Source organism: Staphylococcus sp. EG-SA-14 (assembly GCF_017151935.1).
In the GTDB taxonomy this organism is placed as follows: Bacteria; Bacillota; Bacilli; order Staphylococcales; family Staphylococcaceae; genus Staphylococcus; species Staphylococcus aureus.
Map to the genome: position 1 here is coordinate 18,543 of NZ_JACVZM010000020.1, position 14,069 is coordinate 32,611.

Genomic DNA, 14,069 nt, shown 5'->3' on the forward strand with positions numbered 1-14,069 from the left:
TATGACAACGCAGTTAAATATCAATTCAGTCATTGAAAATGCGAAACGTGTTATTACACCATTATCACCGATTTCGATTTTTGCAGCACGAAATCCATGGGAAGGATTAGAAGCGGATACGTTTGAAGATGTCGCAAAATGGTTACGTGATGTTCGAGATGTGGATATTTTCCCAAATAAAGCATTAATAGAAAGTGCTGTGGCACGTGGTGAATTAGATGAAAGTGTCTTTAATCAACTTGTTACTGATATGTTACTTGAACATCACTACAATATCCCGCAACACTACATCAATCTTTATATTGATAACATTAAAACATTAAAAGACGTACCTGCATCATATATGAATCATTCAAATGTTGATGTTGTTGCTGATCTACTATTAGAAAAATCAAAACGTGATATGGCTGATTCATATCATCACTATGATGTACGTCCGATGAGTGATGCAATAATAGATGAACAAGGTGAGCCACTTAGCGAACAAGTGAATCGTCAAATGATTAAATGGACGAAACTTTATATCGATCAATTTCTATCGAGTTGGACAATGCCGAAGCGAGAGCAAAGTTTTTACCATGCATGGTTGCATTTAGCGCAACATGACCATAGTTTTACTAAAGCACAGCGCCAAGTGATTAAAGGCTTACCCAATGATCCTGAAATGACGATAGAGTCAGTATTAACTCATTTTTCAATAGATCAGGAAGACTACCAAGCTTATGTTGAAGGACATCTTTTGGCGTTACCGGGTTGGGCAGGTATGTTGTATTACCGTTCACAACAGCATCACTTTGAACAACATTTGTTAACGGATTATTTGGCAATTCGATTAGTTGTCGAACAATTGCTAGTTGGTGATGAGTTTAAGTCAGTCGCTAAAGATTGTGAAAGTAGATCGGAAAATTGGTTTAAGCAAACTGTTGCATCATGGTGTTACTACAGTGATATGCCTAGCGATGTATTACTACAACATGACGTCAATGAAATTCAAACGTTTATTCATTTTGCAGCAACTATGAATAAAAATGTATTTAAAAATTTATGGCTAATTGCCTGGGAAATGACATACGAATCTCAGTTAAAACAAAAAATTAAAGCAGGTCATGAAAGTGTGGCGGGCGCATTAGATGCAAATCAAGTAAATGTTTCGGAAAATGACAACGCTAATCAGTTACATTCAGTATCGTTAAATGATACACAAGCAGTTGATGAAAATAATAGCGAGCTAAATCAGGTGGGCACATCAACGAAAGTGCAAATTGCATTTTGTATAGATGTTCGTTCAGAACCATTTCGTAGACATATCGAAGCAGCAGGTCCCTTTGAAACGATTGGTATTGCAGGTTTCTTTGGATTACCTATTCAAAAAGATGCCGTAGACGAACAATTCAAACATGATTCATTACCTGTCATGGTACCGCCGGCATATCGCATTAAAGAATTTGCAGACCGCTACGATATGAATGTTTATCGACAACAGCAACAGACAATGTCATCGATGTTTTACACATTTAAATTGATGAAAAATAATGTCATGCCTAGTCTGTTATTGCCTGAATTAAGTGGGCCATTTTTAAGCTTGAGTACCATTGTCAATTCGATTATGCCTAGAAAAAGTCGCGCGTCTTTACAAAAGATAAAACAAAAATGGTTGAAAAAGCCTGAAACAAAGTTGACGATTGATCGTGAGTTTGACCGAACATCAGACTTACCTGTTGGATTTACTGAGCAAGAGCAAATTGATTTCGCGTTACAAGCGTTGAAATTGATGGATTTAACCGAAGCATTTGCGCCGTTCGTTGTGTTAGCAGGTCATGCTAGTCATTCTCACAATAATCCACATCATGCATCACTTGAATGTGGGGCTTGTGGTGGCGCATCAAGCGGTTTTAATGCTAAGTTATTAGCGATGATATGTAATCGTCCAAATGTCAGACAAGGATTAAAACAATCAGGTGTGTATATTCCAGAGACAACTGTTTTTGCGGCAGCAGAACATCATACGTCTACTGATACGTTGGCATGGGTATATGTGCCAGACACATTATCAGCTTTAGCTCTAGATGCATATGAATCATTGAATGACGCGATGCCGATGATTTCTGAACACGCGAATCGCGAACGTTTGGACAAACTGCCAACGATTGGTCGTGTGAATCATCCAGTGGAAGAAGCACAGCGGTTTGCGAGTGATTGGAGTGAGGTACGTCCAGAATGGGGCTTGGCTAAAAATGCATCATTTATAATTGGACGACGCCAATTAACAAAAGGCATTGATTTAGAAGGGCGGACATTTTTACACAATTATGATTGGCGTAAAGATAAAGATGGCACATTATTAAATACCATCATTTCTGGTCCGGCACTTGTGGCACAATGGATTAATTTACAATATTATGCGTCGACAGTTGCGCCGCATTTTTACGGAAGTGGGAATAAAGCGACACAAACCGTCACGTCAGGTGTTGGTGTCATGCAAGGTAATGCGAGTGATCTGATGTATGGCTTATCATGGCAATCTGTTATGGCTGCTGATCGAACGATGTATCATTCGCCAATTCGTTTGCTTGTCGTTATTCAGGCACCCGACTATGTTGTAGCTAGACTACTCGCGAATAATGAGCATTTCGCTAGGAAGGTGTCTAATCATTGGCTGCGTTTAATGAGCGTTAATGAGGAAGGGCGTTTTAAAAGTTGGATTTAACGATGATATGTTGCGATGCTAAGTAACTAATATATCATCATATTTACAATGTTCTAGCTTCTTAAAATATACTAAAAATGATAAACTTAATGTAATAGTTGATGTCGTGATAACGATACAAAGATGAAGTAATCAATTTTAATATTATTGGAGTTAGTGATATGAAAAGAACGAAAGGTGAAATCGAAGCTGAAATCAGTAAAGCCATTACGCAATGGGAAAAAGATTTCCTTGGCAGAGGTTCCTTGTCGGTTAAATCAGACATTTTAAGAGATATGGTGATTATTAGTTTACAAGGTATCTTAACGCCAGCAGAATATCGTGTGTGTAGTACGAATGAAGGATTACTAAATATTAAACGAACACGTTCTGAATTAGTTGAATCCGGTGAGCAAGATTTGAATGATATCATTCTTAAAATTACAGGTATCAAAGTGATGAGCTTCCACAGTGATTTAAGTACAGTTACAGGTGAACGTATTATCGTATTCAAACTTGAGGATAATTTGGAAAAGCATATTTAAGAAGGTTAGGTATGCTTCTGCTGGCTTATTAAAGCTATAGAAGTATGTTTGGTTAAACAGCGCAACGCCATATATTTGGGTGTGCTGTTTTTCTATTATATGATGTGTTTATTACGTGGATGAATGCGTGGGTCTGAATATAGCCCGTGAAAGGCGTATGTCATAAAATTTGCGAATGGTGACAAGTCAACGCAAGCATATTTGTTGCGAGACATGCCCACTATCCTTTTACATAAAGAGTATATGTGTGACGTAGGCATATAATCGATAAAGTATTCCTAAAAAATTAGGTATAATGACCATTGTTGCAATAAGTTTTTCGGCCTTGAAACCGATAACGCATAGTATAATAGGAATAAAATATAATACAAATATCCAGTAAATCAAATTTGAAAACGATGGATGAATAGGGGTAAAGAATCTAACTAATGTAATGATTAACGCTATATAGACAAAAATAACTCTATTGATACGCCTTACCCCCTCTGTATAATAAATATAAATCGTACTAAATTGAAAATAGCAAAATATTGTTATTTCAATTATACAATGTTTTATTTGCAATATACATAACAATATGAACTTTATAATTTTGATATTGTCGGTAAAGTGAAATTTGTGGCACATTGATATTATGGATAACATTTGTAAAATAAAAATGATGATACGAGGAGATAGTAAGATGATAGATAAAAAATTAACATCACCGAAAATGACCGTGCCTTTATTTTTAATCGCGCTGATTGTATTTATAGGTATGTTTTACGGTGTAGTGACAAATCAAGAATGGCTTAAAAATATAGATATGGGATCATTAACATGGTTTACAGATTATTTCGGTGAGCCACAACGTCAGTATGTTAACAATTTGTTTAATTACTATATGACGTTTAGTGCGGAAATTGGAGATGTCAAAGGTGTCGTGTTGATTTCCATTATCGTCACAATCATACTGTTTATTAAACAGAGGCATTTAGCGGTTTGGTTTGTGACATATTTGGTTTCAGGTGTCATCATGAACAAATTAATTAAAGATACTGTATTACGTCCAAGACCATATAATCATTTAGCCGTTGATACAGGCTTTTCATTTCCGAGTGGACATTCCAACGCCAGCACATTATTATATTTCGCCTTAATGATCATTATTATTTCAGTTGCTGCTAAGACAATAACAAAAGTGTTGAGTGCGTTGGTTATGGGAATATTATGGCTTAGCATATTATTTTGTCGCCTTTATTTTCATGCACATTACTTTTCAGATGTCATTGGCGGCACGTCACTAGCAATCATTTGGGTAGCGTTATTCTTAATGGTATACCCATACTTTATTAATCATCGACGACAACGCGTTTAGCAAACATCTTTAGACATAGTGGAGGTATATAGAAAAATGAGAATTAAAACACCGAGTCCATCTTATTTAAAAGGCACAAATGGACATGCGATATTATTATTACATTCATTTACAGGTACAAATCGGGATGTGAAGCATCTTGCAGCTGAGTTAAATGACCAAGGATTTAGTTGTTATGCACCGAATTATCCAGGTCATGGTTTATTGTTGAAAGATTTCATGACATATAATGTAGATGATTGGTGGGAAGAAGTTGAGAAAGCTTACCAATTTTTAGTCAATGAAGGTTATGAATCTATCAGTGCAACGGGTGTGTCTTTAGGTGGATTAATGACATTAAAATTGGCGCAACACTATCCTTTGAAACGTATCGCTGTCATGTCAGCACCAAAGGAAAAGAGTGACGATGGCTTAATAGAACATTTAGTTTATTATAGTCAACGCATGTCGAATATTTTAAATTTAGATCAGCAAGCATCGAGTGCGCAATTAGCAGCAATTGATGATTATGAAGGTGAAATTACGAAGTTTCAACATTTTATTGATGATATCATGACAAATTTAAATGTTATTAAAATGCCAGCTAATATATTATTTGGTGGTAAAGATGCGCCATCCTATGAAACAAGTGCACACTTTATTTATGAACATTTAGGATCAGTAGACAAAGAATTAAATGGTCTGAAGGATTCGCATCATTTAATGACGCATGGAGAAGGCAGAGATATTTTAGAAGAAAATGTTATTCGCTTTTTCAATGCTTTAAGATAATTGAAGATTTTAAAAATTAACACTTGAGTGACGATGTTATTATATTTGTCATTTGAGTGTTTTTTGTGGCGTGATAGTATAGGGAACTTAGCTAAAGTTAATTTGTATTGTAATGTCGTGGAAATATTATGGAGTTATACCAGAAGTTGATTTGTATTGTAATGTCGTGGAAATTTTATGGGCATTGCACCTGAAGTTGTTATGTGGCGAGATGTTGGGGATATAGATGGTGTTGTATGTGGCGAGATATTGGCGCACGTATACAGCGTTGAACCAGAAATTTTAATGTAGCGTAATGACAACACATTACAAGAGTTGACTATATTATGATAAATACAGGCGCTACCGTATTAATGAAACAATTTTGATGCAGGTGTATTGCATGTTATTTACATACATGTTAGAGTGTTACTTAAACACGTAGACGCTTTAACGCTTTAAAGGAGATGTGAATGATGAAAAGACAACAATCACAATGGAAGTCATCAACTGGATTTATTTTAGCTAGTGCGGGTTCTGCAATCGGTCTTGGTGCCATGTGGAAATTCCCATATATGGCAGGGATTTATGGCGGCGGTGCCTTTCTAGCTATGTTCTTAATATTCACCATTTTTGTTGGGTTACCATTACTCATTATGGAATTCACTGTTGGGAAAATGGGACGGACATATACAACACAAATATATAGTAAATTAACTGGTAAAAAATGGCTCAATATCATTGGCTGGAACGGTAATTTGGCAGTGTTTATTTTATTTGGCTTCTATAGTGTTATCGGTGGTTGGATTGTCATTTACATCGGACAAGTATTATGGCAATTAGTTATATTTCAACGCATCAATCATCTCCAAGAAATGAATTTTGAAGCGGTAATATCAAATCCTTGGTTAACCGTTCTAGGGCAAGGTATATTTATATTCGCTACGATGATTATTGTCATGTTAGGTGTTGAAAAAGGATTAGAAAAGGCATCGAAAGTTATGATGCCATTGCTGTTTGTCTTTTTAATCATCATTGTGATTAAGTCTTTAACATTAGATGGTGCCTTAGAAGGTGTGAAATTTATTTTACAACCAAGAGTATCAGAGATTACTGCTGACGGTATCTTGTTTGCGCTAGGCCAATCATTCTTTACGTTATCATTAGGAACTACAGGTATGATTACTTATGCGAGTTATGCCTCTAAAGACATGACGATTAAGTCATCAGCTATTTCTATCGTTGTTATGAATATCTTTGTATCTGTATTGGCAGGTCTAGCTATATTTCCGGCGTTACATAGTTTTGGCTATGAACCACAAGAAGGGCCTGGATTATTATTTAAAGTACTACCAATGGTCTTTAGTCAAATGCATCTAGGCACATTATTCTATTTGGGATTCTTAGTGCTGTTCTTATTTGCGGCTTTAACGTCATCTATTTCTTTATTAGAATTAAATGTTTCTAACTTCACGAAGAATGACAATACAAAACGTAAAAAAGTCGCAGTGATCGGTAGTATTTTAGTATTTATCATTAGTATTCCAGCAACCTTATCTTTTGGTATCTTAAAAGATGTAAGATTCGGTGCGGGAACGATTTTTGATAATATGGATTTCATCGTTTCGAATGTATTGATGCCATTAGGCGCATTAGGTACTACGCTTGTCGTAGGACAATTATTAGATAAAAAATTATTACAACAATATTTTGGTAAAGATCGATTTAGATTATTCAGTGGTTGGTATTACTTAATTAAGTATGCGATGCCTGTCGTTATTATTTTAGTCTTTATCGTGCAATTATTTAGTTAATATATAGAAGCATCTGACACACAAGTATTTGTGTTGCTCAGGTGTTTTTTTGTTTGGAATTGAAAAGTTAGTACTGGTTCTGAATTAATCGAAACTTAGATAATTGCAAAATAACAAAATGTCGTTTATAATTCTTATCTAAAAAGTAAGAATTAAAATTGAGACATGAAGAAAGGTTTCATTCATTTGATCGGCATGTCAGATGAGGGTGCATCTATGATTACTTATGATTTAATTGGCAATACACCATTAGTACTGTTAGAACATTATAGTGATGATAAAGTTAAAATTTATGCCAAGCTTGAACAATGGAATCCTGGAGGCAGTGTTAAAGACAGACTCGGGAAATATTTAGTAGAGAAGGCAATTCAAGAAGGGCGTGTGCGTGCAGGTCAAACTATTGTTGAAGCGACTGCTGGTAATACAGGCATAGGGTTAGCTATTGCAGCGAATAGACATCATTTGAAATGTAAGATCTTTGCGCCGTATGGTTTTTCAGAAGAAAAGATTAATATTATGATAGCGCTTGGTGCAGATGTTTCAAGGACGAGTCAGTCTGAAGGTATGCATGGGGCACAATTAGCTGCACGTTCCTATGCTGAAAAATATGGTGCCGTTTATATGAATCAATTTGAATCCGAACATAATCCGGATACATATTTTCATACATTGGGACCCGAATTGACTTCAGCATTACAGCAAATTGATTATTTTGTGGCTGGTATTGGCTCTGGCGGTACATTTACAGGTACCGCACGTTATTTAAAGCAACATCACGTGCAATGTTTTGCCGTTGAGCCAGAAGGGTCCGTGTTAAATGGAGGGCCAGCTCATGCACATGACACTGAAGGTATCGGTTCTGAGAAATGGCCGATATTTTTAGAGAGACGTCTTGTAGATGGGATATTTACGATTAAAGATCAAGATGCCTTTCGAAATGTCAAAAGTTTGGCTATAAATGAAGGGTTGTTAGTAGGCAGTTCTTCAGGTGCAGCATTACAAGGTGCATTGAATTTAAAAGCGCAACTAACTGAAGGTACGATTGTTGTCGTATTTCCAGATGGTAGTGATCGCTATATGTCTAAACAAATATTTGAATATGAGGAGAATAATAATGAACAAGAAAACTAAATTAATTCATGGTGGGCACACAACAGACGATTATACAGGTGCCGTTACAACACCAATTTATCAAACAAGTACATATTTACAAGATGATATTGGTGATTTACGTCAAGGATATGAATATTCTCGTACTGCGAATCCAACAAGAAGTTCTGTAGAAAGCGTTATTGCGGCATTAGAAAATGGCAAACATGGCTTTGCGTTTAGTTCAGGTGTTGCAGCTATCAGTGCAGTTGTTATGCTGTTGGACAAAGGTGATCATATTATTTTAAATTCAGATGTATACGGCGGTACTTATCGCGCATTGACAAAAGTATTTACACGATTTGGCATTGAAGTGGATTTTGTAGATACAACGCATACAGATTCAATTGTACAAGCGATACGCCCAACAACAAAGATGTTGTTTATTGAAACACCTTCTAATCCATTATTACGTGTTACTGACATTAAAAAGTCTGCTGAAATTGCGAAAGAACACGGTTTGATTTCAGTCGTTGATAACACATTTATGACACCTTATTATCAGAATCCATTAGATTTAGGCATCGATATTGTCTTACATTCTGCAACGAAATATTTAGGTGGACATAGTGATGTCGTTGCTGGTTTAGTTGCAACATCGGATGACAAGCTTGCAGAACGTTTAGCATTTATTTCAAATTCAACAGGTGGTATTTTAGGACCTCAAGATAGCTATTTACTTGTGAGGGGTATTAAAACATTAGGTTTACGTATGGAACAAATTAATCGCAGTGTTATTGAAATTATTAAAATGTTACAAGCACATCCAGCTGTGCAACAAGTGTTCCACCCAAGTATTGAAAGTCATTTAAATCATGATGTCCATATGGCTCAAGCGGATGGCCATACAGGTGTGATTGCATTTGAAGTGAAAGATACAGAAAGTGCCAAACAATTGATTAAAGCAACATCGTATTACACATTAGCTGAAAGTTTAGGTGCAGTGGAAAGTTTAATTTCAGTACCTGCATTGATGACACATGCATCCATTCCAGCAGATATTCGAGCTAAAGAAGGTATTACAGACGGACTTGTAAGAATTTCTGTAGGTATTGAAGATACTGAAGATTTAGTCGATGATTTAAAACAAGCACTAGATACGCTATAAATAATAGCAGCACTAGCATATATTTTAAGATCAACTTAAATTGATTTTGAAAATGCTAGTGCTTTTTTGTGCGATGCTAATATTTAGTAATTGCGTTGTGGAGGTTTGGTGGACATTTTTATGGATTTAATTTGATAAATGTCATAGTAGTCTCACAATTCGTCATTGTCTCATGAATTACTTATTTTTTAATTTTTTAGAAAATTCGGCAAATTGTATTGACGATATATGCAATTTTACATATAATGCTCTTATTCCTAGTGGATTAATAAGAATTTGTAGGAGGGGCGATGATGATTGAGTTTCGACAAGTTAGTAAATCATTTCATAAGAAAAAGCAAACAATAGATGCTTTGAAGGACGTATCATTTACGGTCAATCGCAATGATATTTTTGGTGTGATTGGATATAGTGGTGCAGGAAAAAGTACGTTGGTAAGACTCGTGAATCATCTTGAAGCTGCCTCGAATGGACAAGTGATTGTAGATGGACATGATATTACGAATTATAGCGATAAAATGATGAGGGATATTAAGAAAGATATCGGTATGATATTTCAGCATTTCAATTTATTAAATTCAGCTACGGTATTTAAAAATGTAGCAATGCCACTCATTTTAAGTAAGAAAAGCAAAACAGAAATTAAGCAACGAGTAACGGAAATGCTTGAATTTGTAGGATTGAGTGATAAAAAAGACCAATTTCCTGATGAATTATCTGGTGGGCAGAAGCAAAGGGTGGCTATTGCAAGAGCGCTTGTTACTAATCCGAAAATACTCCTATGCGATGAAGCAACAAGCGCATTGGATCCAGCAACGACTGCTTCGATATTGACGTTATTAAAGAATGTCAATCAAACCTTTGGCATTACAATTATGATGATTACACATGAAATGCGCGTTATTAAAGACATTTGTAATCGTGTTGCTGTAATGGAAAAGGGGCAAGTGGTTGAAACAGGGACTGTTAAAGAGGTATTTAGTCACCCTAAAACGACGATTGCTCAAAATTTTGTGTCTACAGTTATTCAAACTGAGCCGAGCCCATCATTGATTCGTCGATTGAATGACGAACAAGTTGGCGATTTTAAAGATTATAAAATCTTCGTCGAGGAAACTCAGGTGACACAACCGATTATAAATGACTTGATTCAAATTTGTGGTAGAGAGGTTAAAATTTTATTTTCATCTATGTCAGAAATACAAGGTAACACCGTATGTTATATGTGGCTTCGATTTAATATGGATCAACAATTTGATGACACGGCAATAAATCAATATTTCAAAGAGAAAAATATTCAATTTGAGGAGGTGCATTAACATATGTTTGGTTCTGATTTAGACAGTGCACAGTTATTACAAGCATTATACGAAACGCTATATATGGTATCTATTGCTTTATTTTTAGGAGCAGTGATTGGTATTCCATTAGGTGTCTTATTGGTAATTACTCGAAAACAAGGCATATGGCCCAATATAGTGATACATCAAGTTTTAAATCCTTTAATCAATATTTTAAGATCACTACCATTTATTATTTTGTTAATTGCGATTGTGCCATTCACAAAATTAGTAGTAGGTACTTCAATTGGTACGACTGCTGCCATCGTGCCTTTAACTGTATATGTGGCACCTTACATTGCAAGACTTGTTGAAAACTCATTATTGGAAGTAGACGAGGGGATTATTGAAGCGGCGAAAGCGATGGGCGCTTCACCACTACAAATCATTAGATATTTTTTAATTCCTGAAGCGTTAGGTTCATTAGTATTAGCAATTACCACTGCGATTATTGGACTTATTGGAAGTACGGCGATGGCAGGAGCTGTTGGCGGTGGTGGTATAGGAGACTTAGCTTTAGTGTATGGTTATCAAAGATTTGATACGACGGTCATTATTATTACCGTTATTGTATTAGTCATTATTGTCCAAGTGATTCAAACGCTAGGGAATGTCCTAGCTAGACTCATACGTAGACATTAATGATATATAGTGAAGATTTTGAAAGGAATTGATAGAATGAAAAGATTGATTGGGTTAGTTATCGTAGCACTTGTATTATTAGCAGCGTGTGGTAGTAACAATGATAAAAAAGTAACAATTGGTGTCGCATCAAATGATACTAAGGTTTGGGAGAAGGTTAAAGAATTAGCTAAAAAAGATGATATTGATCTGGAGATTAAGCACTTCTCCGATTACAATTTACCGAATAAAGCATTAAACGATGGTGATATTGATATGAATGCATTCCAACATTTTGCATTTTTAGATCAGTATAAGAAGGCACATAAAGGAACAAAGATTTCAGCATTGAGTACAACAGTTTTAGCACCGTTGGGCATTTACTCAGATAAAATTAAAGATGTCAAAAAGGTTAAAGATGGTGCTAAAGTTGTCATTCCAAATGATGTATCAAACCAAGCACGTGCACTTAAACTATTAGAAGCAGCTGGTTTAATAAAACTGAAAAAAGATTTCGGTTTGGCAGGCACGGTGAAAGATATAACGTCAAATCCAAAACATTTAAAAATTACTGCAGTAGATGCACAACAAACTGCGCGTGCTTTATCTGATGTCGATATTGCAGTTATTAATAATGGTGTAGCAACTAAAGCGGGTAAAGATCCTAAAAATGATCCGATATTTTTAGAAAAATCAAATTCAGATGCTGTAAAGCCATATATTAATATTGTTGCAGTTAATGACAAAGACTTGGATAACAAAACATATGCTAAAATCGTAGAATTGTATCATTCAAAAGAAGCTCAAAAAGCGTTGCAGGAAGATGTCAAAGATGGAGAGAAACCTGTTAATTTATCTAAAGATGAGATTAAGGCAATAGAAACGTCATTAGCAAAATAAATTATATTGCGTCCTACAAGCAAAGTTCATGCTTATGTTTGTAGGGCGTTATTGTTTGACAACAAAATTATTTCCAATAGAGAAAGGGAATGTAATCATTTTATAGTGAAATATTATGAAATTGTAATAATTTAGATATTGTAAAATCTAATAAGTTGTAATAATTTTAAGGGGTAATTATAAAATTTGATGATACAGTATATGATTTTTTTGTAATCATAATGTCATCAAACATCAACCTATTATACATAATAAAATCGTATAATGATGTAGTATTCATAAATTCGGATAAAAGAATGTTAGGAAAGTTAAGCAAGAGGAGGATTTTAAAGTGCAAAAAAAAGTAATTGCAGCTATTATTGGGACAAGCGCGATTAGCGCTGTTGCGGCAACTCAAGCAAATGCGGCTACAACTCACACAGTAAAACCGGGTGAATCAGTGTGGGCAATTTCAAATAAGTATGGGATTTCGATTGCTAAATTAAAGTCATTAAACAATTTAACATCTAATCTAATTTTCCCAAACCAAGTACTAAAAGTATCTGGCTCAAGTAATTCTACGAGTAATAGTAGCCGTCCATCAACGAACTCAGGTGGCGGATCATACTACACAGTACAAGCAGGCGACTCATTATCATTAATCGCATCAAAATATGGTACAACTTACCAAAACATTATGCGACTTAATGGTTTAAATAATTTCTTTATTTATCCAGGTCAAAAATTAAAAGTATCAGGTACTGCTAGCTCAAGTAACGCTGCGAGCAATAGTAGCCGTCCATCAACGAACTCAGGTGGCGGATCATACTATACAGTACAAGCAGGTGACTCATTGTCATTAATCGCATCAAAATATGGTACAACTTATCAAAAAATTATGAGCTTAAATGGCTTAAATAATTTCTTTATATATCCGGGTCAAAAATTAAAAGTAACTGGTAATGCATCTACGAACTCAGGATCTGCAACAACGACAAATAGAGGTTACAATACACCAGTATTCAGTCACCAAAACTTATATACATGGGGTCAATGTACATATCATGTATTTAATCGTCGTGCTGAAATTGGTAAAGGTATTAGTACTTATTGGTGGAATGCTAATAACTGGGATAACGCAGCGGCAGCAGATGGTTACACTATCGACAATAGACCTACTGTAGGTTCTATCGCTCAAACAGATGTAGGTTATTATGGTCATGTTATGTTTGTAGAACGTGTAAATAACGATGGTAGTATTTTAGTTTCAGAAATGAACTATTCAGCTGCACCAGGTATTTTAACTTACAGAACGGTACCAGCTTACCAAGTAAATAATTATAGATATATTCACTAAAGTCTTACGTATATAAATATATAATGAATTCCTATTACATTTCACAAGCTGAAAAGTTGGATTGAATCCTAAACTTTATGGCGGGGCTATCAAAGTCGTGATTGTTGTAATAGGAATTTTTGTATAAGAAAAAGGATTGGTCGAATGAACTTCATGTTCTATGTTCGACCAATCCTTTTCTGAATTAGTATTCATGCTTTACTTTGCGAATGCTTGTAAATAATCTAGCACCGTTTGTTATTAAAGTAACAACTGCCACTGCTTTTTTGAACTTACGTGGTGACTTAATTGAAATGTAAAAGTCTAACACGGTTCCTACAGTGCTTAAACCTAATGAAAGATATACTAATTTTTTATTTTTAGCATGATATTTATAGCCATTGTAGCCGTCGACTATGAAACCTGCGACATTTAGTAAACTTGATAAACGTTGTGATTTGGAACGTTTTGCCATAATAATAAT

The 14,069-nt window shown here is 35.1% G+C and carries 14 protein-coding genes; 12 read left to right on the forward strand and 2 right to left on the reverse strand.

Annotated elements, in window-relative coordinates:
• The first annotated feature begins 1 nt into the window (after window position 1).
• Window positions 2-2,707 carry a DUF2309 domain-containing protein gene (locus tag IDG63_RS11130; RefSeq protein ID WP_000211531.1) on the forward strand — a complete coding sequence of 902 codons (2,706 nt, stop codon included), beginning with the start codon at window positions 2-4 and terminating at the stop codon, window positions 2,705-2,707.
• Window positions 2,708-2,868: 161 nt separating this feature from the next.
• Complete coding sequence (locus IDG63_RS11135; protein WP_000831496.1) at window positions 2,869-3,231, forward strand: Na-translocating system protein MpsC family protein; 363 nt, start codon at window positions 2,869-2,871, stop codon at window positions 3,229-3,231.
• 228 nt (window positions 3,232-3,459) lie between these two features.
• Here IDG63_RS11135 and IDG63_RS11140 read toward each other — a convergent pair whose 3' ends face one another.
• Window positions 3,460-3,876, reverse strand: a complete 417-nt coding sequence (locus IDG63_RS11140) for a hypothetical protein (RefSeq protein ID WP_001789536.1) — start codon at window positions 3,874-3,876, stop codon at window positions 3,460-3,462.
• A 37-nt stretch (window positions 3,877-3,913) separates the two neighbouring features.
• Between IDG63_RS11140 and IDG63_RS11145 the strand changes: the two genes are divergently transcribed.
• From IDG63_RS11145 to aaa, 10 genes are all read left to right on the forward strand, one after another.
• Complete coding sequence (locus IDG63_RS11145) at window positions 3,914-4,588, forward strand: phosphatase PAP2 family protein (RefSeq protein WP_000565813.1); 675 nt, start codon at window positions 3,914-3,916, stop codon at window positions 4,586-4,588.
• Window positions 4,589-4,624: 36 nt separating this feature from the next.
• Window positions 4,625-5,359: an alpha/beta hydrolase gene (locus IDG63_RS11150; RefSeq protein WP_001220812.1), complete on the forward strand. Its 735-nt coding sequence runs from the start codon at window positions 4,625-4,627 to the stop codon at window positions 5,357-5,359.
• Window positions 5,360-5,536: 177 nt separating this feature from the next.
• The gene (locus tag IDG63_RS11155; protein WP_000510432.1) at window positions 5,537-5,650 is read left to right on the forward strand and encodes a hypothetical protein; all 114 of its coding nucleotides are present in this window, start codon (window positions 5,537-5,539) and stop codon (window positions 5,648-5,650) included.
• A 164-nt stretch (window positions 5,651-5,814) separates the two neighbouring features.
• Complete coding sequence (locus IDG63_RS11160) at window positions 5,815-7,152, forward strand: sodium-dependent transporter (protein WP_000828722.1); 1,338 nt, start codon at window positions 5,815-5,817, stop codon at window positions 7,150-7,152.
• A 216-nt stretch (window positions 7,153-7,368) separates the two neighbouring features.
• Complete coding sequence (locus tag IDG63_RS11165; protein ID WP_000634094.1) at window positions 7,369-8,283, forward strand: PLP-dependent cysteine synthase family protein; 915 nt, start codon at window positions 7,369-7,371, stop codon at window positions 8,281-8,283.
• The gene (locus IDG63_RS11170) at window positions 8,267-9,409 is read left to right on the forward strand and encodes a bifunctional cystathionine gamma-lyase/homocysteine desulfhydrase (RefSeq protein ID WP_001036646.1); all 1,143 of its coding nucleotides are present in this window, start codon (window positions 8,267-8,269) and stop codon (window positions 9,407-9,409) included. Before IDG63_RS11165 ends, IDG63_RS11170 begins: the two co-directional genes overlap by 17 nt.
• A gap of 293 nt (window positions 9,410-9,702) precedes the next feature.
• Window positions 9,703-10,728, forward strand: a complete 1,026-nt coding sequence (locus IDG63_RS11175; protein ID WP_000569265.1) for a methionine ABC transporter ATP-binding protein — start codon at window positions 9,703-9,705, stop codon at window positions 10,726-10,728.
• A 3-nt stretch (window positions 10,729-10,731) separates the two neighbouring features.
• Window positions 10,732-11,391 carry a methionine ABC transporter permease gene (locus tag IDG63_RS11180; protein ID WP_000467995.1) on the forward strand — a complete coding sequence of 220 codons (660 nt, stop codon included), beginning with the start codon at window positions 10,732-10,734 and terminating at the stop codon, window positions 11,389-11,391.
• Window positions 11,392-11,427: 36 nt separating this feature from the next.
• Window positions 11,428-12,270: a dipeptide ABC transporter glycylmethionine-binding lipoprotein gene (gene gmpC, locus IDG63_RS11185; RefSeq protein ID WP_000825541.1), complete on the forward strand. Its 843-nt coding sequence runs from the start codon at window positions 11,428-11,430 to the stop codon at window positions 12,268-12,270.
• A 331-nt stretch (window positions 12,271-12,601) separates the two neighbouring features.
• Window positions 12,602-13,606 carry an autolysin/adhesin Aaa gene (gene aaa / locus IDG63_RS11190; RefSeq protein ID WP_001170264.1) on the forward strand — a complete coding sequence of 335 codons (1,005 nt, stop codon included), beginning with the start codon at window positions 12,602-12,604 and terminating at the stop codon, window positions 13,604-13,606.
• Window positions 13,607-13,790: 184 nt separating this feature from the next.
• On the opposite strand, the gene IDG63_RS11195 is transcribed toward aaa, so the two are convergent.
• Window positions 13,791-14,060, reverse strand: a complete 270-nt coding sequence (locus IDG63_RS11195) for a hypothetical protein (RefSeq protein ID WP_001129473.1) — start codon at window positions 14,058-14,060, stop codon at window positions 13,791-13,793.
• Window positions 14,061-14,069: the final 9 nt, after the last annotated feature.